The following is a 25,330-nucleotide window of genomic DNA, read 5'->3' on the forward strand; positions in this document are numbered from 1 at the left end:
ACACCATCACCAGTGAGGGCATCTGTGGTGATATCAGTCGTACTGTGCAGGTGCGGACCAGCTTTGATGACTAACAGTTTGTTGAAAAACTATCTGCGTTGCCATTGTTTCGTTAAAAACGGGCTCAAAATGCTCATTTACTCCGTGTAAACTGCGCTTTTCGCCCGTTTTTGCCTCACACTGGCGGCCTCGAAAACGTTTTTCAGCTCCTTATTAAATGGCACCCACGCCGCGAAGAATCATTAACACAACAGCCGTGGTGATGACGGCAGCTGCGCTGTAGGTGACCCAGTTGCTCAGCCCAACCTGCGTACGGTAGGCGTCAACACTGTGGCTGGAATCACCGGTGCGGTGGCTGATGTCGCGCTGCAGACGGATCTTGTAGTTGTCGAACTTCTCAACCAGCTGCCAGCCGGACTGCGCTTCCTCATCCAGCACCGCTTTGAGATTGCTGGCTTTGGCGAAATGCGGTGTGGTTGATTGCACGATCTTGTATTCCAGTTCCATGTTGAGCTCCGTGTGATTGGCTTTAACTGTTCGTATTTTGTGTTCGGGTGCACAATTTTGCAATCTAAAGTAACTGGGTGTCGGGTAAATATGGGGACAAATAGCGGGCATATTGCTACTGTGTTCCGAATAAAATTGGCTATAGCCGATATAATGCCTAAGTGAATAAAAACCTTTAACTTGTTGGGATCCCCAGAAGATGCCCCAGGCCGGAAAATCCGCCGCCAGCGCCCGCAGTATCCGCACCGTCCGTGACGCCAGTCTGTGGCGTTGGCTGGCGCGTGGCCTGTGCGTCAGCGTCGGCTTGCTGGTGCTCGCAGGCCTGGTGATCGCCCAGGTGCCGGGTCCGGTGAATGTCCGGGGCACGGGTGGCACGATCACGCAGGTGACTTCACCGGTTATTGGCACCGGTGGCACGATCAGTACGCAGGGTGCTTACACGGTTCACGTGTTTAACGGCAACGGCACGTTTGTGCCGCCCCAGGGGTTGAGCAGTCTGGATGTACTGGTTGTTGCTGGCGGTGGCGGTGGCGGCGGCACCTACGGTGGTGGTGGCGGCGCAGGCGGTCTGCGCTGGCTGACCAATGTTACGGTAAACCAGCCTTCTTATGCTGTCGTTGTAGGTGCCGGTGGTGCGGGCGGGGCAGGGATATCGGTAGTTGGTGATCCGACGGGCAGCGGAACCAAAGGCGGTGACTCCTCCTTTGGCGCTAATGTGGCTGAAGGAGGAGGTTTTGGCCAGGGCGGTGCACAAAACAATTCAGGCGGCGGAGGGGCCGGTGGCTCAGGTGGCGGCGGCGGTGGTATTACCGCTGGCACCGCAAGGCCCGGAGGCGCCGGTGCTGTAGGCCAGGGTTCAGCCGGGGGCGCGGGTAACGGGGATACCGGTGCCAACAACCGATCAGGCGGTGGCGGTGGCGGTGCTGGCGCTGTCGGTGCTCCGGGTACCAACGGCGCGGGCGGGGTCGGTGGTCAGGGCCAGAATTTCAGTGCCACTTTCGGTACCGGTGTTGGCCAGGCGGGCTGGTTCGCCGGTGGTGGTGGTGGTGGCAAACGCAGCGGCGGCAACAGCCTGGGCGGTGCCGGTGGCCAGGGTGGCGGTGGTGCTGGCGGAGGGGCGCAAAACGCGACACCGACTGCCGGACAGGCCAATACCGGCGGTGGGGGTGGTGCTTCAGGAGGTACCGGGGGAACACCTGGCGCCAACGGTGGTAGCGGTATCGTGATTGTGCGCTACATTGCACCAATACAACCATTCATAGTTCATACGTTTACTTCGTCAGGCACATTCACGCCGCCTCCCGGTGTCACCCAGGTTGATACACTGGTCGTGGCTGGTGGTGGTGGCGGTGGTACCTCGCAGGCATTTGGCACGGCCGGCGCCGGTGGTGGTGGTGCCGGTGGTCTGGTCTATCGTACCGGGTTTGCGGTGGGTGGTCCGGTGTCGGTGACGGTGGGCGCTGGCGGCACCGGTGCCGATGGTCCGGGTCACGAATTTGGTGTCAATGGCGGCAACTCGGTGTTTGGTTCCTTGACTGCGCTGGGCGGCGGTGGCGGCGCCGGCGGTAATGCGCAGGGTGCCAGTGGTGGCTCCGGCGGCGGGTCCCGTGGTAACAACGGCGGTGCCGCAACACAGCCGGGCGCCGCCACACCGGGCGCGGGTTTTCGGGGTGGCAATATGCCCGGTTCTCCGGGTGGTGCGCCTGCGACGGGCGGTGGCGGTGCTGGTGGCGCGGGTCAGGACATCCCTGGCGTCGCAAACGAAAACGGCGGGCAAGGGGGTATTGGCCTGCAGTACAGTATTTCCGGCACCGCCACGTTCTACGCGGGCGGTGGTGGTGGCGGCGCAGCACAGAACCTGTCTACGCCCGGCGCCGGTGGCCAGGGTGGTGGTGGCGCCGGTGGTCGTACTGATACCCCCGCAACGGCCGGTACACCAGGCAGAGGCGGCGGTGGTGGCGGTGGTAACAACGCTATCAATGGCGCGGCAGGTGGTTCGGGTATAGTCATCGTGCGTTATGCCCCGCCAACGTTAACCATGCAGACGCAGCCATCAGCAACGGCCGATGAAGACGAAGTCTTTGATGACGCGCCAGTTGTACTGTTGCGTGATCGCAACAACAGCCCGGTGGCCAATGCCACGGTGACTGTGGTTATCGAGAGCGGTGGTGGCACGCTGAATGGCACAACATCCGTGCAGACCAATGCCAGCGGTGAGGCGGTGTTTAATGGTCTCAGCATTTCTGATTCCTCAGGTGTACACACCCTGCGTTTCACGGTGAATGGTACAACCGGATCGGTGATTTCCAACGAAATTGATGTGTTCGGTCCGCCGCATTTTGAAATAGAGCATGCCGCACTCAGCAGCACCTGTTCGCCATTCACGCTGGTAACGATCAATGTCGTTGATTCCGGTGGTAACCCGGTCACGGACTACGAAGGTACCGTCACCATTACCAATAGCGAAAATCAGGGGGACTATGCCCTGGTTGCAGGATTCCCGGGCAATTTCACCAATCTGGGCAATGGCTCTGCGACCTACGAGTTTGTCGCGGCGGATAACGGGACCGTCGAGTTGGAATTCAGCACCACTGTCGCCGCCGCCAGTCTTTCGTTTGATGCTAATTCCGGATCGATGGGGACTGAAAACTATGGCCCACCGCTGGAGGTTGGCCAATGTTCGTTCACTGTCGAACACAATATTCAGGGCGGGGTCTGCGCCGCGTCACCCGTCACCTTCACGGTGCTGGGCGCAGACGGCAACCCTCTGGTCGACTACGTGGGCCAGGTGGAGGTCAGCAGCTCATCGGGTACCGGCAACTGGAGCAATATAACCAGCGCCCCCGGGGCGTTCAGCAACGGTACCGCCGGTGATGGCATTGCGACTTACACCTTTGACGCCAGCGATGACGGTGAGGTTGTGCTGGGTTACACCAATGTTGCTGGCACCTATACCTTTGACATCACCTCTCAGGACGGTGATGTGGCAACAGTCAGTGAGGATGATGGTCAACTGACAGTCTCTGCATGTGCGTTCCGTGTGTTTGTTGAGGGTGATGTCGCCGCGCTGGACTCCAGCGTCTGCCGTGTCGAGGAGGTGCGCATCCAGGTCGTTAACGCATCAGCAACGGTTATTCCCTACACCGGCACCATCAATCTCAGTACGGTTGGCGTGACCACCGGCGACTGGAGTAAAACCGGGGTTGCGGCCGATGCCGTTGGTACCTTGACCCCCGGACCAGGTGACGGCAGCGCCACGTATCCTTTTCAGGTTGCGGATGAAGGCGAAATCACCCTGGACTTTGCTGTCGAGTCAGATGAAACCATCAACTTTAATATTGTGGCGGCCAACGTGGCACAGCCGTCGGGTGGTTTCGATCCTACCATCGACTACGAGTCCTGTGTGTTCCGGATTTCCTTCCCTGACGGGACAAATTCTGATGTCTGCTCAATTGTCCAGGTTGATATCACGCTGGTTGACCGTGACGGCGCTGCGGTCACTGACTATGAGGGTCAGGTCGAACTGAGCACGTCGACCGGTTTTGGCAGCTGGGAAGACATCGGGCTGTCCGACGGCACGCTGACCGATGCGTTTGCCGAAGACGGTTCTGCGACTTATCAATTTATTGCCAGCGATCTGGGGACCATATCTCTGGGGTTCCTGCATCGCCGGGGCAACGGTACTGTCAATATCAACCTGTCTGACGGTAACAGTCAGGATGCTGGCAGCAGCGCCAACATGTTTGACCAGAACCTTGAAATTGACCTGTGTACTTTCGAAATCATCCTCCCTGAGGCGCAGAGCAATGCCTGCACTATTACCCAGGTGCAGTTTAATGTGCGTGACCGCAATGCCGATCTGGCAACAGATTTCCGGGGCACCATGCGTATCACCAATAATGCCGGTCGTGGCGACTGGTTTGAAGACGGCGGTACCTACGATGCATTGCCAGCGCCATCCGGCGCCGATGCCGGAGTCGCGGACTACACGTTCACAGCCGGAGATGCGGGCCAGGTTACGCTGGTCTTTAACAGCGAGTCGCCGGCACAATACAATTTCGATGTGGTGGATGATGAGGGCCTGATTGTCGAGACACCGGCGGCGGACCCCAGCCTGTTTTATACCGGTTGTTTCCCGACAATATTCGCCGGCCCGGTTTGTACTGACCGAAGTGCTACGCCCACCAATCTGGCCAGTGTTGCGATTCCGGCGGCCAGTCCAATCGCCGGTACCGACTCCAGAATGGTACTGATGACCTCGCACCAGATCGAAAACCGTGCCAGCGCTAACACGGGTACCTCAGCGACATTCGATGGCGACGCCATGTCACTGGTCAAACGGCAGTTCAATCCGGATGGGCCCTACGCAGACGATGTTGCTGTTGAGATGTGGGCGATATTCGGGGCTGATCTGCCCTCCGGTGCCGGTACTTTCGAAGGGGTATTCAGCGGCGGTGCCGCCGGTACCAGCACCACCATCTGTCTGACCAGTGTGGTGGGTGTGGCGCAGCAGCTGCCAGTCGAAACCGCAAACCCCGAAGCGGGTCCGGTTAATGGCACCAATTATAGCGAGTCAGTAGTAAACGGCGAGTTCCGCCATGATGCAAAAACCACCATCTCGACTCAATCGAACAATTCTTTTGTTTACAGTGTGACCGCGAACGATACCCAGAACGGCGCATCCGGTGCGCTTTACTATTATCTTGCCACGCAACCAAATCCACTGGTGGGCTTGTGGGGCGGCTATGATACCGGACAGTTGAACCCACCTCCGAGAACCGCGGAACTTGAAGCAAGACCGAACAATGGTCGCTCCGGGGGCTCGGCCGGCGTGCTCAGTTCGCTTGGCGTACTCACCGTGGTTGAACCGTTTCAGTCCGGCAATTCCATCGATCTTAATATTGAGCCGACGCGTAACGCCCATATTGTGGCCGCCTTCGAACCGCGTGTGGCAGGAGAGCCGTTGGCGGAAGACTTTGAGCCTGTCATTCTTTACAAAACATTCTCCGGCGCGATGAATTATCGCGCCATTGGCGCATCGTTGCGTGCCCAGCCATCCGGCGCCACCGTGTCCGCCGATGATTGTGCATTCGTTGATTTTGCAGTCGGGACGCAGGCGCCGCTGGATATGCCACCCAATTCAACGGTAACTGCGGCTTATCTGTACTGGGCCGGTCAAGGTGCTACGGGACAGGATCCCGAGCAGATCGACGACACCGTTACCTTTGGCCGTGTCGGCGCACCGTCGGAGTTTCAGGTGGTAGCCGATGACGTGTTCAATATTTTTGGTGCGTCGACGGCCAGTGTTGACTTTTTTGCGGCCTATGCCGATGTCACCGATATCGTGACGCAGAGCGGCGACTACCGTGTGAAAGACTTCGCTGTGTCCAACGACGGAGACTGGGGCGACAATGCAACCTGTGCCGCCGGTTGGTCATTGATTACTATTTACGAAAACGATGACGAACAGCTGCGCGTCGTCAACCTGTTCCACGGTTTCCAGCCGTTCCAATGGGCTTCGTTCACGCTGGTACCACGAAACTTCCGGATGGCGACATACGACGATAGTCGGTATTTGCCAAATGGCCAGGTCACCCACTTTACTCTTGAAGGTGATGAAGCGCTTGCCAATGGTGATGAGTCGCTGAGTATCCAGGACGAGCCTGACTCGGTTGTGTTCAACAATATGTCCCAGGAACACTTTAACAGTTATAACCCGGTTAACAACGAATTTAACGGCACGATCACGCGCCCGATATATGAACTCTATGACAACGGTGTTGATCCGCCGTTTTACTCGTGGATCGGGAAAAATGATCCTCCCGGGCTCATCAACAACAGCCAGAACAATGATGGTTATGAGATCGATTTCGCTGGCCCGGATGCACAGTTTTCGGGTCGCGATGGTGATCAGATCGGCAGCAGCTACGGCGTGGATGTTGATACCCACTATCTGGGCAACGATACCCTGTTTGATTTTTCGCAGCCAAGCAACGAGGCTGAACGAATTACTACACGCTACAGTTCTGGACAGGATCTGGTAATGCTGGTGTCCGAGGTTATCAGTGTGACCAATTTCCCGATCGCTGACCTGGAAGTTTTTATCAGTGAAAACGGTGATTTTAAAGTTGATAGCGAAGGCGAAAACAGCTATGAGATAGTCGTGACCAATAATGGTAACGGCACGTCGACCGGAGGTGAAGCTACCGGGGAAATCATTCTGGCCATGCAGTTGCCCAATGGCATGACATTCTCAAGCGCTGGCCAGGTGTCCGGCACAGGGTGGTCGTGTACGGTAGATGTGGCGCCGGCCAATGGCGCATTTACCTGTACTTACAATATCGGCACAGGGTCGCCGCTGGCATCCGGTGCGAGTCTGCCCACGGTAACGGCTACGATTGACCTGGCGGGTCCGGATATTTTTACCCTGAACGAAAATAACCGGACAGTCACGGCGCGCACTGTGCACACCGGCGGTAACTGTTCCGCCACAACAACAGGTCTGCTGCCGCTGGAAAGTAACTGTGATCGTTCGCCACAGTTCGACAACAAATATGATCTGCAGGGCGGCGCCATCGACGTCAACACACTGATCGCTAAAACAGACAGCAATAACAACGTCGCCAGTGTTGTCACTACAGTGCAGGGCATACGTACCAATCTGCGCATTGTCAAAACCCTGGTGGATACGCTGGAGGTTGACCAGCCTGGTGAATATGAGCTGGTGGTCACCAACCTGGGTCCGGATGACACCTCGGTACCGTTTACCATCTCTGACGCACAACCTTCCGGTGTCACTTTTACCGGCACCAGCAGCGCGGATACAGAATGGTCATGCAGCACACTGACGCCGACACTGAATTGCGAATTCGACGGTGTGCTGGCGTTGAATCAAAGCACCACGCTGACGCTGGAAGTACTGGTCACCGGCAGCGCGCGTGCCAACGTGGTAAACACTGCCCAGGTGGTGGTGGGTACCGGTAATTTTGACAATTTCCAGAGCAATAATACCTCGACCAACAGCACCACCATCGTCGGACCGCCGGTGGGTTCGCAGGAGCGTTTCTTGTTGTCAGTGTCAACACCGGGCAATGACACATCGATTGGTGGTCTGGCGAATTTCGAGAACGATGATCTGATCATTTATGATCCGCAGACTGACGAAGCGATCATGTTTTTTGATGACAGCGGCACCAACGCCGGTCGTATTGATGACATCAATGCCGTGCACCTGCTTAAAAACGGGCACATAATATTGTCTGCCAACGGCAGCAGTGTCATCGGCAGCAATAACCTGGCGTTTGAGCCCTGGGACCTGGTGCGTTACGACCCGATTTCCGGTATCGCCTATATGTTCCTGGAAGGCTCCACAGTTTTTGATGATCATGAGTCCGTCAATATCAACGGTGTTTATGTCAACGATGACTGTCCGACCAGCGCCGAACATTCGGAATGTACGGTGTTGATCTCAACAACAGGTGGTGCGACGACCAGTTTCGACAGCCTGGCATTTACCTCGTCAGACATTATCGCGCTGGATCGCAGTGGCGCCAATGTCACCGCATCCGTCTACATGGAAGGCAGTGACAATGATGTGTTTGGCGCCACCGAAGGCAACGGTAATGTGGATGTTGATGCCTTCTACATTCGTGTTGACCCCAACGATCCAACCGCAACCATTGATTCCATCGCGATCTCGGTAGACAACGAGACCGCCACCATTGGCGACGACCCGACCATGGATCCGGTGGATGGCACCATCGTGACCCGTGACGACGTCACTGAACTGAACCGTACCGACAATACCACCGAGAACCTGTTCCTGGGCGACCAGGAACTGGGTGTGTTTACCCCGGATGCGCTGACTGAACCGACCGCGGCACAGCGTCGGCTGGACGCGCTGCACCTGGTGGAAGACGGGTATATCGGCCACTTCAGTATCAAGGTTGAGCAAAGTGGCAGCGTGTGTGCTTTCGCGCTGGTGCGCATCAGTAAACATGACGGGCTCACGCACACCCGCGACAGTGACTATTATGGATCCGTGCGGCTCGCCACCAGTACCAATCTCGGCAACTGGTCCACCCATACCGGCGTGCAGGGCGTGTTGAATAACGGCACGCTGGACGACGGCGCGGCCATTTATACCTTTGATCCCGACGACAATGGTTCGGTGGTACTGCGACTGAGTTACGATCAGGCAGCCAGCATCAATATCACCGCGACCAATGGCATCGCGTCGGTGCTGGCGAGTGAAAACCCGACGTTTACCTTTAACGAAGAGCTGACGGATATCACCTGGAAAGATCTGTTTGATACGGTGTCTTACAGTCGTAACGATGGTACACGCAACTGGGTTGGTGACTGGATAGAAGTGGACGGTGAAAGCGCCAGCACCGGCGCCGGCCCCGCCGTCGGCAATGTGCAGGTGATCAACGATATCAATAACAGTGCGGGCCACCAAAAGCTGCGCCTGCGCTCCAACAGTTACGCGGTCAACAACAGTATCCAGCCGTCCCTGGCCAGAACGTTCAATCTGGCGGCGGTGCCGGCATCGGAAGATGTGATTCTGAATTTCAATTACAACTTTACCGGGGTAGCAGCAAGCGACGAAGTTGTTGTTGAGGCGCGTGGCACCACCACTGGCGATCCGGCCTGGACTGAGCTGGCGGCGTATACCAGCGCCAGTGCAACTGGCAGCGGCGTAGCATCGCTCAACCTCACCACGGCGCTGGGCGGCAACCCGAATCTGACCACCACATCGCAGATCCGTTTCCGTATTGAAAATGGTTATGCAATCACCGGTCGTTTCTTTGTTGACAACGTGACGGTCGCCACGGCCACTGATGAGTGCGGCTTTACCGGCTCCGGCTCTCTGGATCACTACGCCATTTCGCATAGCGGGTTTGGTATTTCCTGTGTCGGTACACCGATTACGATCACCGCACATGACGCCGCCGATGACCCGATTGATGCCAACGGTGAGACCATCAGTATCACCACCTCGCCGGCTAAAGGTGTGTGGGCCCGGGTTCTGGCTGGCAACGGTGTGCTGACGGCAATAGGCAGTCAGGCCGACAACGGCGCTGCCACCTATACCTTCCCCTCCGGCGAAAACTCGGTGAGCCTGCTGTTGAACTATACTGTGTCAGCGGGAGCGGTGGCGCCAGTCAATATCAATGTCGAAGGGCAGACCAGTACCGCGGTCGAGCTTGAGGACCCGACGCTGCAGATCGCCGAGGCCGGCCTGGTGTTCTACAATGAAACTGAGCTCAGCAACACCATCCTGACACAGATTGCCGGCAAACCATCTAACGTGGCCCCGCTGGGGCAAGTGCTGACCATACAAGGCGTCAGAAGTTCGGATCAGGACCCGATGCAGTGTGTGCCGTTGTTCGACGACGGTCAGACACTGCCCATTGAAATCGCGGCTGAATGCACTGACGCCGACAACTGCGTCAGTGGCGAGAGCTTCAGTGTTAATGGCGAGGCGGTTTCGCTGGTTGACGACAACGGCGCCGCCAGCGCCAGCGCGTACACCGAGATCGATCTGGATTTCATCGAACAGCCTTCGGGTGACATCGGTGCCACCATTGTGCTGAATTATTCCGATGTGGGCATCATGCAGCTGCACAGCCGCTACAATATTCCATTCGGGTTCTTTGGTGACACCAACCCGATCACCTCAAACTCGATTATTCCAAGCGATCCGCTCTCACCACCGGGCGTTTCCGGCGACTACATGCTGGGCAGCAGCAATGAGTTTGTGGTCAGGCCCTTTGGTTTTGCCATCAATTTCCCCGGCGACGAAGGCCTGGACCGCACGCAGGCAGAGGGTTTGCTTGCCGATAACTTCCCGGACCGTGCCGGCAATCCGGCGGATTCATTTGCCGAAGATGAAGACGGTACCGTCTTTGTTTACGCCGGTGAGGGCTTCGACACGGTGGTGACCGCCATGGGCTGGCAGGCTGGCGATGATGTGGATCAGGACGGGCAACCGGATACGGATGCCAACCTCTACGATAACCGGCCGACTCCGAACTTCTTTTATGACACAGTGGGGGCAGCGGATGGTTATGCCGTCAAGCTCACGGTGCTGGAAAACCAGGCTGAGGCGCTGGGCGGTGTGCGAGGCGAGTTGACCAATGACACCCTGACGTTTAATAACTTCGATAACTATGCCGCCATCGCGGGCACTGGCAGTGTCAGTCTGAGCTACAACGAAGTGGGTATCATTGATGTTCAGGCAGCGCTGGTGGATACCAACGATGATCCGCTGACCTATCGCGGCACCGATGTCATTCGCGGTGTGGTTAATGATGTGGGGCGCTTCTACCCACGCCGCTTTGATGTTCTGACCACCATGTTACTGCCGCGTATCGATGCCAGCTGTGTACCGCCGTCCATCTTCACCTACATGGATGAGCCGTTTGCCATTGAGCTGGAACTGGTGGCGCGTAATATTCAGGGAGCCACAACGGTGAACTACCGTGGCGGGTTTGCCAAGCTGTCGGCCTACGCTGACCTGAACTTCCGCGCGATTGAGGAAGTTGCCAGCGCAGACAATAATGATTTGAGTGCGCGGCTGGATAACGTATCGGTACCGACTGACTATGAAGCCGACTGGTCTGCGGTGCAGGGCGGAGAGCTGGCGCTGGAGGGTAACCTGGCGTTCAGCCGTGCTGATCCCGCCGCGCCCGATGGCCCCTTCGCGGATCTCAAGATTGCTTTTGTGCCCATTGACAGCGACGGTGTCACGCTTCCGCCTTATGACTCGGGCGACCCGAACAACCCTGATAATCTCAATACCGAGATTGTTCAGGGGGAGCGTGATTACTATCTGATAGCTGAACATGACTTCCGTTACGGACGTCTGCTGATCAATAACGCCTTTGGTCCGGAAACCGAAGACCTGGCGATTACGTTCCGGGTTGAATACTTTGATGGTGAGCGCTTTGTGGTTAACACCGATGACAACTGCACGGTGATTGATGCTGCGGAGCTGACACTGGTGCCGGGCACCTACACCGGCAACCTGGACGATGGCGACACAGAGATTGTCACGCCCCAGACCACGGAGTTCTATGCCGGACAGGTACAGGGTGTTGAGGCAGCCACCAGCCCCAGTGATGCCACCTTCACCGCAACGGCGCCGGGCGAGAACAACAGTGGCACTGTGGATGTCGAGATTGATCTGGATGCGCTGAACCTGCCCTTCCTGCAGTTCCGCTGGCCTGAAATCGACGCTGACTACGATGAAAACCCGCGCGCCCAGCTTGAGTTCGGGCAATTCCGCAGCCATGATCGGGTGATACACTGGCAGGAGATCTACAACGGTCCCTCCACGCCCTGACGGCATGGCCACTGATCCAGGGTCTTGAAATCAGTGGTCACTGCCGCCATCATCGTCAGTATCTGACAGAAATACCGGAGCGCCGTATGAATCGCCTGTTCGCCCTGCTGCTGGTTGGTTTTGCTGCCATCGCAGCCTCTGTGCCGGCAACTGCCGCCGACTACGAAAGTTTCCGCACCAACGACGAAGAAAACAACATTGATGTGTTCAAGCGCGCCAGCCCGTCCGTGGTGTATATCACCAATTCGCGTATGGTACGGCGTTCAGTATTCAATCTTAATCCGGAAGAAATTCCACAGGGCAGTGGATCAGGTTTTATCTGGGACAAGCGCGGTTATGTGGTCACCAATTTCCATGTCATCCAGAATGCGTCGCGCGTCACGGTAACGCTGCAGGATGGCACGGCGTGGCAGGCACAGGTGGTTGGCGCCGAGCCGGACAAGGACCTGGCCGTGCTGCGCATCGACGCGCCGCCGGAACAGCTGACCCCGGTTACGCTGGGAGACTCATCACTGCTGGAAGTAGGGCGCAAGGTTATTGCGATAGGTAATCCGTTCGGCCTGGATACCACGCTGACGGTAGGTGTGGTTAGCGCGCTGGGCCGGGAGATAAATTCCGTGACCCGGCGCATCATCCGCGATGTGATTCAGACTGATGCGGCCATCAACCCGGGCAACTCCGGTGGTCCTCTGCTCAATTCGCTGGGCCAGCTGGTTGGTGTGAACACCGCCATTTACAGCCCCAGCGGCGCCAGTTCCGGCATTGGTTTTGCCATCCCGGCCAACACGGTGAAAAAGATTGTGCCGGAACTGATTCAGTACGGACGTGTGCAGACACCGACCCTGGGCATCAGTCTGTTTCCGCCGCAGTATGCCGACTATTATCGTAACCGCTGGCGCATCAACGGTGTCATCGTGCTGGACGTGGTGGAGGACAGCAGTCCCGAGCGCGAGGGTATGCGCGGGCTGCGGGAAACCAATCGCGGTATTATTCTGGGCGATGTCATCGTGGAAGTGGATGGTGTGCCGGTGGTCAATGAAGATGATCTGTTGACGGTGCTGGAGAACCGGGAAGCGGGTGATGTGGTTGAGGTGGTTAGCTTGCGCGACAATGCGCGCGTACGCTACCAGATCGAGCTGCAGGCTACCCGTCAGTAGGCAGGAGCCCGCCCAGTACTGCGGGACGTCCGTCGAGGAACAATCAGGGCGTCGCAGACGACCGTTTCGAGACCGACTCCCGTAGTGCTGGGTGGGATCCTGTGGGGCAACTATTGAGTAATCGCCTCCAGCTCGGTGCTCTTCTCCAGCCAGCCTTCTTCGGCCTGGCTCAGTTCGGCTTTGCAGTAGCCTTGCTGTCGCAGTAGCTCAGTCAGCTCATCGCGGCGGCTGTCTTCGTAGAGCGTGGTGTCGCCCAGCTTCTCTTCCAGCGCGGTCAGCTCGGCGCTGAGTTTTTCCATGGTCTTTTCCAGAGTGCGGACTTCCCGGCGCAGCGGTGCCAGCTGCTCGCGTTGCTGGGCGGCCTGTTTGCGCGCCTCCTTTTTATCGACTACCGGCTCTGGTGCAGGCTTGCGCTCAGCGGGCTTGCTGGCACCGGGTTTCAGGTGATCCTTGTTGGTGCCAGGCTGAAAGTCGGCAGTAGCGCCTTTGCCTTGATCCTGCATCCAGCGCGCATAATCATCCAGATCTCCCTCAAAGGGTGTGACCCGGCCTTGATGCACGGTGAAGAATTCGTCGACGGTGTTGTTCATCAGGTGTCGATCGTGTGATACCAGTACCAGTGCGCCTTCAAAACCCTGCAGGGCGACCGTCAAGGCATGCCGCATTTCCAGGTCCAGGTGGTTGGTGGGCTCATCCAGAAGCAACACATTGGGTTTTTGCCAGACGATTAATGCCAGTGCCAGGCGCGCCTTTTCGCCGCCGGAAAAGTTGATAATGGGCTCGGATACGCGATCACCGCGGAAGTCAAAACCGCCCAGGAAATTGCGGATCTCCTGTTCTCTGGCCGAAGGGTCCGCCCGCTGTATCAGCGTAGTCGGACTGGCCTTCATGTCGATAACATCAACCTGGTGCTGGGCAAAATAACCGATGCGCAGATGTTTGGAGGCCACCACTTCGCCACCAAGAACCGGCAACTGCTCAGCCAGTGTCTTCAGCAAAGTGGATTTGCCTGCGCCATTGAAACCCAGCAATCCAATGCGCGTGGTGTCGTGCAGTTTCAGGTTGATGCCCTGCACCAGAGCTTCGTCAAAACCGATACTGACCTTCTTGAAGCTGAGCAGATCACTGGCTGTCTTGTCGGGAGCAAAAAACGAGAAACGAAACGGCGAATCGATATGCGCCGGAGCTATATCTTCCATGCGCGACAGTTCTTTTAATCGGCTTTGTGCCTGCTTGGCCTTGCTGGCCTTGGCGCGAAAGCGACGCACAAAGTCTTCGATCTCGGCTTTGCGGCGCATCTGCTTCTCGGCAGCTGCCTGCAGCTGGGCCATACGCTCGGCGCGCTGGATTTCATAGGCCGTGAAATTGCCTTTGTACATGAACAGATTGTTCTGCTCAAAACTGACCACGTGGTCGATAACCTTGTCCAGAAAACTGCGGTCGTGTGAAATCAGCAGCAAGGTGCCCTGGTAACGATTCAGCCATTGCTCCAGCCAGATCGTGGCTTCCAGATCCAGGTGGTTGGTGGGTTCGTCCAGCAGCAACAGGTCCGAGGGTGCCATCAGTGCAGCCGCCAGGTTCAGGCGCACGCGCCAACCCCCGGAGAAGGCCGATACCGGTTGCTGAAAGCTGTCCACCGCGAATCCCAGGCCCGACAGCAGCTGCTCGGCCCGCACCTGCACACTGTAGCCGTCTATTTTGTCCAGTTCATGGTGCAGATTGGCGATGGCATGGCCGTCATTGCTGTCTTCGGCGCTGCCCAACTGGTCTTCGATCGCACGGTAGCGTTCATCGCCGTCAATTACGTAGTCCAGCGCGGTGCGTCCGGAGCCGGCCGTCTCCTGTTTCATCCAGGCACAGCGCAGACCGTCGGGTATGAACAGGTCGCCGGCATCCAGCGCAATCTGTCCGGTCAGACAGGCGAACAGGCTCGACTTGCCGCTGCCGTTGCGTCCGATGACCCCGGTTTTCTGGCCTTTGTGGATAGTGATGCTGGCGCTGTCGAGCAGGGTATGCTCACCGCGCATCAGGCGCGCGTTGTTAAGACTGATCATGCGTCAACCGTAGTTGTTGTGGTGTGTTGAGGTGCGAAAACGGGCATTATACAGCCAGACGATCACGACAGATTGATTTATGTCCGGCAAATTCGTAAACTTCGGCCCTATGAAGCAGATACTAATAATAGATGATGATGAAAAACTGGGCCAGCTGCTGACGCAGTATCTGGATCGTTATGACATGAAGGTCACGGTCGCCCACACGCCGAGCAAGGGATTCGAACTGCTCAAGCGCTCCAAGCCCGATCTGCTGATACTGGATGTCATGTTACCTGAAAAAGACGGCTTTGAAATCTGCCGTGAAATTCGTGCCAAAACCTCTGTCTACGGCCACCTGCCCATCATGATGCTCACTGCCCACGGAGAAGTGACCGACCGTATTGTAGGGCTGGAGCTGGGCGCTGACGATTACCTGCCCAAGCCTTTTGAGCCCCGTGAACTGGTGGCCCGCATCACCAACATCCTGCGCCGCGCCGGTGACGAGGGTCGTGCCGACGCCGATCTGCCGCGCATTGAAGGGCTGGATGTGGACACCAACCGCCGCACCGTCCATCTTGATGGCGAGCTGGTTGAGCTGACCACCATGGAGTACGAATTGCTGGTGCTGTTTATCCAGTCGCCCAACAAGACGTTTACCCGTGACGAATTGATGAACCGGTTGCGCGGTATCGACGCTGAATTGTTTTCCCGTGCGGTGGATACCCTGGTCAGCCGCCTGCGTCACAAGCTCAAGGATACGTCCAAGACGCCTCGCTTCATCAAGACTGTGTGGGGGCGCGGCTACACCTTTGTCGGTCAACTGCAATGATATCCCTGATGCCGAAAGTGACCGGGTCTTTGTACTTCCGGCTCTTTCTGATATTCAGCGCCACTGTTATTCTGTTTTTTCTGGTTATCACCTTCTCCATACGCCAAATAGATGAGAACTGGCGCCGTGAGCGCCTGAATCCCCTGCCGGTGTTCTACCTGGATAACGTGCGATTGCTGGTGGATGCCATTGGCATCCCGCCCGACCTGCAACGGGCTGCCGAGCTGGCCCGTGATCTGTCACTGACCATCATCATCCGCAGCCCTCATATCAACTGGCAATCCGATGACGAATCCGACCTGGATATTTCCAGTACGGTTTTTGTCCGCACCCTGTCCGATGACTCACAAATGCTGGCGGCGGGTAACGAACAGGTGATTCGTGTCGCACGGGGCGGTTACGAGTATTTTCTCAATCGCAAGGCGCCTTCACTCAGCGACTATGACTACATTGTGGTCTATATCGGTTTGGGTTTTGCGCTGTTCATCCTGTTCTCGAATTATTGGCTGGTACGCCGGTTAATGGAGCCGGTTGGCAAGTTGCGCCAGGGTGCCGAAAAAATATGCGAAGGCGATTTGAGCTACCGGGTTGAAGTAACGCGCAAGGATGAGCTGGGTGAGTTGACTGAAAGCATCAATCATATGGCGGATTCACTGCAGTCGATGCTGGAAGCCAAGCGCCAGTTACTGTTGGCGATCAGTCACGAATTGCGCACGCCGGTCACACGCGCCAAGTTGCAGCTGGAGTTCATGGAAGAAGGCAGTCTGCGCGAAAACCTCAGCGATGATATCAATGAAATTGATCTATTGATTAGTGATCTGATCGAGGCCGAACGTCTCAGCACTCAGCACTCAGCCCTGATACTGGATGAGGTTGATTTTGCTGACTACATACGCATGCTGGCGGAACAATTCCAGCACTATGAAGGCGGACTGGTCGTGGATCTGCCGGACGAAGATCGCTCCATGAGTCTGGATAAATTGCGTATCCGGCTGCTGGTGGCCAATATCGTAAACAATGCAATTCGCCACGGTCGCAACCGGCCGATCACGATAAAGGCCAGCTTTGAGGGGCAGGAGGCGGTGCTGTGTATCTCGGATCAGGGCGAAGGTATTGCTGCCGAGCACCTGCGCCATATCACTGAACCGTTCTACCGCGTGGACAGCGCGCGCTTGCGCAACACCGGTGGTTTTGGCCTGGGTTTGTATCTGTGTAATCTGATTGTTGATGCCCACGGTGGCAGGCTGGTGATCGAGAGCCAGCCCGAGCAGGGCACCCGGGTCAGCGCATACCTTCCTATCAATTAAAAGCCTTTGGTTTTCTGCGTCGGTTGCGCAGTATGGCTGCGGCGAGCACACCGATAATGATTAACGCCGGAATCAGGGCGGTGTTGATTGCTTTCAGCACGGCGCCGAGCCTGTCTATCTCATTGTTGAGCTCAAACTGTACCTCACGCAGGTCGCGCCGGGTTTCCAGCTGCAGTGCGATGAAGCGCTCGATCTCGGCTTCCTGCTCTGGTGATATGCTACCGCTGCCCTGATTCAATGCCTGCAGCTGTTCCTCGGTTTCTGACAGTCTTTCCAGCAGATTGGTTTCGCGCTCACGCAGGCGTTCATCTGCTTCGCGTTGCAATGCCAGCACGCGGGTAAAGGGCCGTGCGTAGCGTCCCCGGCTGCGGATATTGATCAACTCGGTGCTACCGCTGAGGTTGTCCAGCGCATTGATGACAAAGTCGCCATTGCTGGCGAAGGCATTAATCACGCGTTGTCCGGCGACCTGTCGGGATTGCGCCCACATGCGATCCGCTAGCACGTCAGAGTCAGCTACCACAATCACGCCGATGTCGCTGACAGAGGCGCTCAGGTGTTGCTCAGGGGCGGCGCTGCCGTTGTCGGCGGGCTGTGCGTCATCAGCAGAGGCTTCAGCGCTATCGGTACTGTCTGCTGTCGGCGGGCCGTCGGGGAATGCGCTCTGTGCCGGGCCGGAGACCCGGGCGGCCAGTGTGCGGGTCTGTTCTTCGGAGACAAAGTCATCGATCAGCAGCGTCGGGTCGCCCATTTCACGGAAAAAGGCGGTTCCCATCAACATGGTCTGCTCACTGGTCTGAATCAGTGGCTCAAAGGTGGTCGTGGCGCCCGCAACCGGATTCAGTGCGCCGGCGGAGGACAGGTTCATGACCTGCAGTTGGCCGCTGACAATATCATTGGCGAAGTGTTCGCGAGGTACGCCCAGCATGCCATAGTGCGCAGTGGGGCGTTGACCCTGGGCCAGGGTGACAAACAGGGCCAGTTCCTGGTCAGTCACCACCTGGGTGGCGTCATAGTCTATGCCCCAGGCGCTGAGCAGTCCGGGCAGGTCTGAGCCCAGGTTGTCGCGGTAACCGCCACCACCCACCATGATCTGGGTCTGGGTGTCCGAGTTAGGATCGGTAAATACCAGTGCCCGCCCACCGCGCATCACGAACTGATCAATGGCATACAGGGTTTGCTCGGGCAGTTCCTGGGGATGCACCAGCATCAGGATGTCGATGTCTTCATCAATGCTGGCAACCTCTTCCTGCAGGCGGCGCACATCGTACATGTAGCGCACAGTGTCCATGATGGCCCAGGGGCCGGTGGTCTGTTCGGTGGCCGGATTAAAGCCGCCATCAATATCGAGCGAGGTGATCAGTCCCACGACAGTTGGATCAGGGTCCAGTACGCGGGTGATCAAACGGGAAAATTCGTACTCCAGGAATTCTTCCTGATCGGGGCGTACCAGCGGGATGGTCTCGTATACTTCACTCTCGCCTTCGACACGGGTAGCGGGGTCTGCGGCAACAACACCAAAAAACACTTCTTCGCGGCCCGCAGCCAGGGGCACTGCCTGAATGCCATAACCGGTGGCCAGATCTTCCTGTTCAGAGAACGGTTCCGGATCGATGATGTCCAGCGTCAGGTTGCCGTTGCTGGCAATGACCATCTCCTGCAGCAGCTCCTGCACGCGATTGCCGTAGGCCCGCACTTGTGGCATCTGGCCGATGGCTTCTTCGGAATAGAAAAAAGTCAGTTCAATGGGGCGCTCAAGGTTGTCCAGCACCTCCCGCGTGCCATTGCTCAGGGTGTACAGATTGTCCTGCGTCAGATCAATACGCAGCCGTGGCAGTGCGCTGATAATTACCACGACAATCAATAGGGCAACGCCAATCAGAGCGAGGCCGGCGGGGGAAAATAATGCTTTGTTCTTCATGGCCAGCTCCTAGTTCGCTTTCTTGATTTCGATGACAACCGCACTGGCCAGCAGCCAGGCGGCAATGACGGCAGCAAAGAACAGCAGGTCCCGGATATCCAGCACCCCCTTGCTGATGGCGTCAAAATGCGTCAGAAAACTCAGCGTGGCGATGGCGTCGATCAGCAGTTGTGGTGCCCAGCCGGTAAAGGCATTCATGACAATAGCTGAGCCTGATACCACAAACAGAAAACAGATGGCGGCGGTCAGAATAAAGGCGATGACGGCATTGCGCGTCAGCGCCGACATGCATGAGCCGATGGCCAGAAAACCACCCGCCATCAGCCAGCTGCCAATGTAGGCTGCCAGAATGACACCGTTGTCCGGGTCGCCGAGGTAGTTGACTGTAATCCAGACAGGAAAAGTCAGCAGCAGGGCGATACCACTGAGCACCCAGGCGGCGAGGAATTTGCCGAGCACAGCTTCGTGCAGCTTAATGGGCAGTGTCAGCAACAATTCAATGGTGCCGGTTTTGCGTTCATCGGCCCACAGACCCATGGCCAGCGCCGGAATCATGAACAGGTAAAGCCACGGGTGGAAATTGAAAAAGGGTTGCAGATCGGCCTGGCCGCGTTGATAAAACCCGCCCAGATCGAACGTGGCGACGCCGTTCATGATCAGGAATATGACAATAAACACGTAGGCCAGCGGGGTGCTGAAATAGGCGGCCAGTTCACGTTTGAAAATAATACCGGTGGTTCCCATCACAGTGCTCCCTGTTCAGTGACGCTACGGAAAAAAGCTTCCAGTCTGCCCGGTGCGGACTGCGCTCCGAGCAGGGCGGCATCGGCCGGTGCCTGTGCCTCCAGTTCCTGAGGCGAGCCGTCGGCCACAATGCGGCCGTTGGCAATGATGATGGCGCGTGTGCACACGGCGCTGACTTCTTCCAGAATATGGGTGGAGACAATAACAATCTTGTCTTTCGCCAGGTTGCGGATAAGCCGGCGTACCTGATGCTTCTGGTTTGGATCCAACCCGTCGGTGGGTTCGTCCAGGATCAGCACTTTGGGGTCATGCAGAATGGCCTGTGCCAGCCCGACGCGACGTTTGAAACCTTTGGAGAGCGTGTCGATGGTCTGTTCGCAGACACTGCCCAGTGCAACATCTTCGATGACCTGTTTGATGCGGCGTGCTTTTTCGTCGCCCCTAAAACCACGAATCTCGGCAATAAAATCGAGAAAATCCAGTACCGTCATATCGGGGTAACTGGGCGCGCCTTCGGGCAGATAACCTACCAGTGCCTTGACCGCAATCGCATTCTCGGTGATGTCGTGGCCGTCAATCCTGACAGTGCCGGAGGTCGGTGCCAGGAATCCGGTGATGATCTTCATGGTGGTGGACTTGCCGGCGCCATTGGGGCCCAGAAATCCCAGTACTTCGCCTTCGGCAACAGTGAAGCTGAGGTCATCAACGGCAGTAACATGTTCAAACTTGCGGGTGAGGTGACTGATTTCAATCATATTGTTATTTGCCTGTCAAAGATGCCTCGCATAGTTTGCGCGGCAATGGCTGAGGGGCAAATATAGGTGTATGGGGCTGATTTTTCAACCTGCCCCCACAGATCGTGACAATTGGGCAGCGATTCAGTCGTCGTCGCTACCGGCATCCTCGATATTCAGTTCCTTGATTTTGCGGGTCAGGGTATTACGCCCCCAGCCCAACAGCAGGGCTGCGTCGCGGCGACGGCCCAGGGTGTGTTTGAGCGCAACCTGAATCATGGTGCGTTCAAACTCGGGCATGGCTTGCTCGAGTATGGCCTTGTGGCCCAGATTGAGCTCCTGATCGGCCCACTCTTCCAACAGCTGTGTCCAGTCCCGGGCGCTGCTGTTTTGTGCCTGGTGCTCCATCAATTCGGGCGGCAGGTCATCAATGCGCACCTCGCGGCTGGATGCCATGACTGTGACCCAGCGGCAGAAGTTCTCCAGCTGCCGCACGTTGCCCGGCCAGTTGAGTCCGGTGATGTACTTTTCCGTTTCCGGTCGCAGTACCTTGGACTCCACGTCAAGTTCTTCGGCTGCGCGTGCCAGGAAGTGGCGGGCCAGGCGGGGAATGTCCTCACGGCGGTCACGCAGGCGCGGAATATGGATGCGGATAACGTTCAGGCGGTGAAACAGATCTTCGCGGAACAGATGCTGCCCGACCAGCTTTTCCAGGTTCTGGTGCGTGGCAGCAATGATGCGCACGTCAACCTTGATCGGCGTGGTGCCGCCAACCCGGTAAAACTCACCGTCGGACAACACACGCAGCAATCGGGTCTGGGTATCCGGCGGCATGTCACCGATTTCGTCAAGAAACAGGGTGCCGCCGTTGGCCTGTTCAAAGCGGCCCGTTCTATGTGCAGTGGCGCCGGTGAACGAGCCTTTTTCGTGGCCAAACAGTTCTGATTCAATCAGCTCCTTGGGAATAGCCGCCACGTTCAGGGCGATAAAGTGTTTTTCGCGGCGAGGGCTGTGTTTATGCAGCGCATGTGCCACCAGTTCTTTACCGGTGCCTGATTCGCCGTTAATAAGCACGGTGATGTTGGACTGCGACAAACGGCCGATGGCACGAAATACTTCCTGCATGGCAGGCGCTTCGCCAATGATCTCTTTACTGCTCTCCAGTACGGGTGCAGGAATATCCAGATCCTGCTCGCGTGCGTGCTCAAGGGCGCGCTGAGTCATCGCCACCGCTTCATCTATGTCAAAGGGTTTGGGCAGATATTCAAAGGCACCACGGCTGTAAGAGGAGACGGCACTGTCCAGGTCGGAGTGGGCGGTCATGATGATCACCGGCAGTTGCGGAAAACGCTCGTGCACGGTGGATAGCAGGTCCAGGCCGTTGATGCCGGGCATGCGAATATCACTGATAATGGCGTCGGGTCGCTCTTTTTCCAGGCGATGCAACAGATCGTCGCCATTGTCGAAGCAGTGTGTGCTCATGCCGGAACGGGTGAGGGATTTTTCCAGCACCCAGCGTATGGACTTGTCGTCATCCAGTACCCAGACCGTGTTATGTTTGCTCATGGTAATAATACCCCGTTTAGACTACTTGCCAAACTGACCGTTGAAGGCTATTTCCCAAACTGACCGTTGAAGACTCCGGAGCTGAGTGCTCCCGAACCATTGCCGCAATAGTCTGGTGGTGCCGGCGCCTGTGTCAGGACTGGCAGAAATATGGAAAAACGCGTACGGCCAGGTTCACTGCTGCACTCGATGATGCCTTTGTGCTGGTTGACGATTGAATGGGCAATGGACAGGCCCAGACCCGTACCTTCGGCACGTCCGCTGATCATCGGAAAAAAAATGTTGTCTATGAGTTCCGGTGGTACCCCGGGACCGTTATCCACGACTTCCAGTCGAGCTACCAGACGGTGAAACACCGTGCCGATGGTGACGTTGCGCATGACCCGGGTTTTCAGCTCAATCAGCCCCGAGCGATGTTTGACATGAGGGCTTTCCAGTGCCTGCACTGCGTTACGCACGATGTTGAGAACAGCCTGAATGAGCTGTTCAAAGTCACCCTGCAGCTCCGGAATGCTGGGGTCGTAGTCACGCACCAGGGTAATGTCCCGGTCGCTGACTTCCGCGTCAACCAGGTTGCGCACCCGCTCCAGCACTTCGTGCACATTGAGCGAGCGGTAGTCCATGGGTTTGCGCGAGCCCACCAGTCGGTCGACCAGCTTGTGCAGGCGGTCGGCCTCTTCGATGATAACGTTGGTATAGTCGGTCAGATCGGAGCCTGGCAGCTCGCTTGCCAGCAACTGTGCGGCGCCGCGAATGCCACCCAGCGGGTTTTTGATTTCATGTGCCAGGCCGCGCACCAGTTCGCGGGTGGTTTCGTGCGTTGAGATCAGGGTCTCGTCGCGACTGATGCGCTCTGCATAGTTCATACTCTGAATTTCAATCACCACCGCGGCATCGGGGAAATCATTCAACGGGGTCACGGTGTAATCAACCTGCAGCGTCTTGCCATTGATCAGATGCAATTGAGTCTTGCGTTTGGTGAAACTGTGATGCCCGTCAACGGCCTGGCGGATGTCTGTGACGTCCTGGTCGGCACTGAGGAAAATGTCGCCGACAAAAGCGTTGTTGATCTGGCGGCCACTGATGGCCAACAGGCTTTCCGCCGCCAGGTTGATATATTGCAGGCGCAGGTTCTGGTCCAACACCAGTATGGATGTTGCCAGAGTATCTAATAGGCGTTTATATGAATTGCTACTACCGGATTGCATGGTTTGTCGGCGTACCTCGTTGCTTAGGTCAAGGCCATGCAATAAACAAACCATCTTCGGCCAACCGGTTCATTGGGGAGCATGGCGTGATTGATGTCCTTTTTTGGCGCGTTTGGGCTGGTTGCTGTGCCGAGCGGTGAGGGCTCGGGTCGGGCAGGGTTCAGATCAATGCACCAATATAGTGCGCAAGACAATTTTTGTTGTCAATATGGGCTACTGTGGCGCAAAAAAAAGCGCCTGCCGAAAACTTCGGCAGGCGCTTTTTTTACTGCATCTGCAATGATCAGCAGCTGTAGTACATATCAAACTCAACGGGGTGAGCAGCTGCGTTCAGGCGTGTGCAGTCCTGTTGCTTGAGCGCGATGTAGCCGTCGATCAGATCGTCGCAGAATACGCCGCCCTGCTTGAGGAAGTCGCGATCCTGGTCCAGTGCTTCCAGAGCCTGATCCAGTGAGTAGCAGACCTTTGGAATTTCCGCTTCTTCTTCCGGCTCCAGGTCGTACAGATCTTTGCTGGCAGGGTCGCCAGGGTGGATCTTGTTCTTGATACCGTCCAGGCCGGCCATCAGCAGGGCCGCAAAGTACAGGTAAGGGTTGGCAGTACAGTCACCAAAACGCACTTCGATTCGAACGGCCTTCGGATTGCCGCCCAGAATGTACGGAATACGAATGGAAGCTGAACGGTTGCGTGATGAATAGGCCAGTAGTGTTGGTGCCTCGAAGCCCTTGACCAGACGCTTGTAGCTGTTGGTAGAGGCGTTGCCGAACGCATTCAGTGCCTTGGCGTGCTTGATGATACCGCCGATGTAGAACAGGGCAGTCTCAGACAGGCCGGCATAGCCGTCGCCGGCAAACATGTTTTTGCCATCTTTGGAAATGGACATATGAACGTGCATGCCTGAACCGTTATCACCAACCAGCGGTTTGGGCATGAACGTTGCCGTTTTGCCAAAAGCATGTGCGGTATTCAGTACGCAGTATTTCAGGATCTGAACTTCATCGGCCTTGTATACCAGAGAGTTGAACTTGGTGCCGATTTCGCACTGACCTGCGTTGCCCACTTCGTGGTGATGCAGCTCGATTTCAAGGCCCATGGCTTCCATGGTGTCGCACATGGCGCCGCGCAGGTCGCTCAGGGAATCAACCGGAGGCACGGGGAAGTAACCACCTTTGACTTTCGGGCGGTGGCCCATGTTGCCGCCGTCAATGCTCTTGCCTGACGACCAGGCCGCTTCTTCGCTGCCGATCTTGAAGAAGGCGCCGTCCATTGCGATATTCCATTTGACTTCGTCAAACACAAAAAACTCTGGCTCAGGGCCAAAAAACGCCTCGTCGCCGATACCGGTCGACTTCAGGTATTCTTCAGCACGACGCGCCACGGAGCGCGGGTCACGGTTGTAACCCTGCATGGTGCGTGGTTCGATGATGTCGCAGCGCAGGTTTACCTGCACTTCGTCAGCAAACGGATCCAGCACAGCTGTGGTGTCGTCAGGCTTCAGGATCATGTCTGATTCGTTGATGCCTTTCCAGCCGGCTACTGAGGAGCCGTCGAACATGACGCCATCCATGAAGCCTTCGTTAACAACGGCTGCAGGGAAGGTCACATGCTGCTCTTTACCCTTGGTATCGGTAAAGCGCAAGTCAACCCACTTGGCATCGTTCTCTTTGATTAAGTTTAAAGTCTTCTCAGACATTCCTGATCCTCCGTGTGATCGAGAATTGGGTGACGGTTAAAGTCACAGTTTATAATCTGATACGACCACAATTCGCGGTCGTTGCTCAGTGTTCATTTCTTCTATGTCGATCGTGTGCCACTCACTTTATCCTCATGGCACTCAACAAGCTGGGCATTCGGCATTATAATGGCGTACGCGTACCATGCCCGAGTAGCTGAGAATGAGCAAGATATATGCCATCGTTCACAACTGCCAGGAGCCCTGTATATCAGGAGTCGACCGTCGGCTTAGCATCG

The 25,330-nt window shown here is 56.8% G+C and carries 10 protein-coding genes and 2 pseudogenes; 4 read left to right on the forward strand and 8 right to left on the reverse strand.

Annotated elements, in window-relative coordinates; translation table 11 throughout:
- Nucleotides 1–213: 213 nt before the first annotated feature.
- Nucleotides 214–507 (reverse strand): hypothetical protein, encoded by a 294-nt coding sequence (locus WD071_RS15090; protein WP_368049227.1) that lies wholly within the window; start codon nt 505–507, stop codon nt 214–216.
- Nucleotides 508–706: 199 nt separating this feature from the next.
- Here WD071_RS15090 and WD071_RS15095 point away from each other — a divergent pair, with 199 nt between their 5' ends.
- Both WD071_RS15095 and WD071_RS15100 read left to right on the forward strand, forming a co-directional pair.
- Complete coding sequence (locus WD071_RS15095; protein ID WP_368049228.1) at nt 707–11,857, forward strand: DUF6701 domain-containing protein; 11,151 nt, start codon at nt 707–709, stop codon at nt 11,855–11,857.
- An 86-nt stretch (nt 11,858–11,943) separates the two neighbouring features.
- Nucleotides 11,944–13,014 carry a S1C family serine protease gene (locus tag WD071_RS15100; RefSeq protein ID WP_368049229.1) on the forward strand — a complete coding sequence of 357 codons (1,071 nt, stop codon included), beginning with the start codon at nt 11,944–11,946 and terminating at the stop codon, nt 13,012–13,014.
- Between the two features lie 110 nt (nt 13,015–13,124).
- Here the strand turns inward: WD071_RS15100 and WD071_RS15105 are convergent, their stop codons facing one another.
- Nucleotides 13,125–15,068, reverse strand: a complete 1,944-nt coding sequence (locus WD071_RS15105; RefSeq protein ID WP_368049230.1) for an ATP-binding cassette domain-containing protein — start codon at nt 15,066–15,068, stop codon at nt 13,125–13,127.
- Between the two features lie 109 nt (nt 15,069–15,177).
- Here WD071_RS15105 and WD071_RS15110 point away from each other — a divergent pair, with 109 nt between their 5' ends.
- Both WD071_RS15110 and WD071_RS15115 read left to right on the forward strand, forming a co-directional pair.
- Nucleotides 15,178–15,879: a response regulator transcription factor gene (locus WD071_RS15110; RefSeq protein WP_368049231.1), complete on the forward strand. Its 702-nt coding sequence runs from the start codon at nt 15,178–15,180 to the stop codon at nt 15,877–15,879.
- An 8-nt stretch (nt 15,880–15,887) separates the two neighbouring features.
- Nucleotides 15,888–17,186 (forward strand): sensor histidine kinase, encoded by a 1,299-nt coding sequence (locus WD071_RS15115; protein ID WP_368049232.1) that lies wholly within the window; start codon nt 15,888–15,890, stop codon nt 17,184–17,186.
- Here the strand turns inward: WD071_RS15115 and WD071_RS15120 are convergent.
- The 6 genes and pseudogenes from WD071_RS15120 to glnA form a co-directional block, all read right to left on the reverse strand.
- Nucleotides 17,179–19,107 (reverse strand): GldG family protein, encoded by a 1,929-nt coding sequence (locus WD071_RS15120; RefSeq protein ID WP_368049233.1) that lies wholly within the window; start codon nt 19,105–19,107, stop codon nt 17,179–17,181. The genes WD071_RS15115 and WD071_RS15120 overlap by 8 nt on opposite strands.
- Nucleotides 19,108–19,116: 9 nt before the next feature.
- Complete coding sequence (locus WD071_RS15125) at nt 19,117–19,851, reverse strand: ABC transporter permease subunit (protein WP_368049234.1); 735 nt, start codon at nt 19,849–19,851, stop codon at nt 19,117–19,119.
- A gap of 89 nt (nt 19,852–19,940) precedes the next feature.
- A pseudogene (locus tag WD071_RS15130) lies at nt 19,941–20,606 on the reverse strand (ABC transporter ATP-binding protein); the annotation flags it as partial.
- A 123-nt stretch (nt 20,607–20,729) separates the two neighbouring features.
- Nucleotides 20,730–22,151, reverse strand: a complete 1,422-nt coding sequence (glnG, locus tag WD071_RS15135) for a nitrogen regulation protein NR(I) (RefSeq protein ID WP_368049235.1) — start codon at nt 22,149–22,151, stop codon at nt 20,730–20,732.
- Nucleotides 22,152–22,288: 137 nt separating this feature from the next.
- Nucleotides 22,289–23,359: pseudogene (gene glnL / locus WD071_RS15140) on the reverse strand (nitrogen regulation protein NR(II)); the annotation flags it as partial.
- Nucleotides 23,360–23,642: 283 nt separating this feature from the next.
- Complete coding sequence (gene glnA / locus WD071_RS15145; protein WP_368049236.1) at nt 23,643–25,052, reverse strand: type I glutamate--ammonia ligase; 1,410 nt, start codon at nt 25,050–25,052, stop codon at nt 23,643–23,645.
- Nucleotides 25,053–25,330 lie beyond the last annotated feature (278 nt).

This window comes from Pseudohongiella sp., assembly GCF_040877505.1.
GTDB lineage: Bacteria > Pseudomonadota > Gammaproteobacteria > Pseudomonadales > Pseudohongiellaceae > Pseudohongiella.

What these genes read in the sequence shown, in the direction of transcription:
- WD071_RS15090 (WP_368049227.1), bottom strand. Translation starts at nt 507, where the DNA reads ATGGAACTGGAATACAAGATCGTGCAATCAACCACACCGCATTTCGCC.
- WD071_RS15095 (WP_368049228.1), top strand. Translation starts at nt 707, where the DNA reads ATGCCCCAGGCCGGAAAATCCGCCGCCAGCGCCCGCAGTATCCGCACC.
- WD071_RS15100 (WP_368049229.1), top strand. Translation starts at nt 11,944, where the DNA reads ATGAATCGCCTGTTCGCCCTGCTGCTGGTTGGTTTTGCTGCCATCGCA.
- WD071_RS15105 (WP_368049230.1), bottom strand. Translation starts at nt 15,068, where the DNA reads ATGATCAGTCTTAACAACGCGCGCCTGATGCGCGGTGAGCATACCCTG.
- WD071_RS15110 (WP_368049231.1), top strand. Translation starts at nt 15,178, where the DNA reads ATGAAGCAGATACTAATAATAGATGATGATGAAAAACTGGGCCAGCTG.
- WD071_RS15115 (WP_368049232.1), top strand. Translation starts at nt 15,888, where the DNA reads ATGCCGAAAGTGACCGGGTCTTTGTACTTCCGGCTCTTTCTGATATTC.
- WD071_RS15120 (WP_368049233.1), bottom strand. Translation starts at nt 19,107, where the DNA reads ATGAAGAACAAAGCATTATTTTCCCCCGCCGGCCTCGCTCTGATTGGC.
- WD071_RS15125 (WP_368049234.1), bottom strand. Translation starts at nt 19,851, where the DNA reads ATGGGAACCACCGGTATTATTTTCAAACGTGAACTGGCCGCCTATTTC.
- glnG (WP_368049235.1), bottom strand. Translation starts at nt 22,151, where the DNA reads ATGAGCAAACATAACACGGTCTGGGTACTGGATGACGACAAGTCCATA.
- glnA (WP_368049236.1), bottom strand. Translation starts at nt 25,052, where the DNA reads ATGTCTGAGAAGACTTTAAACTTAATCAAAGAGAACGATGCCAAGTGG.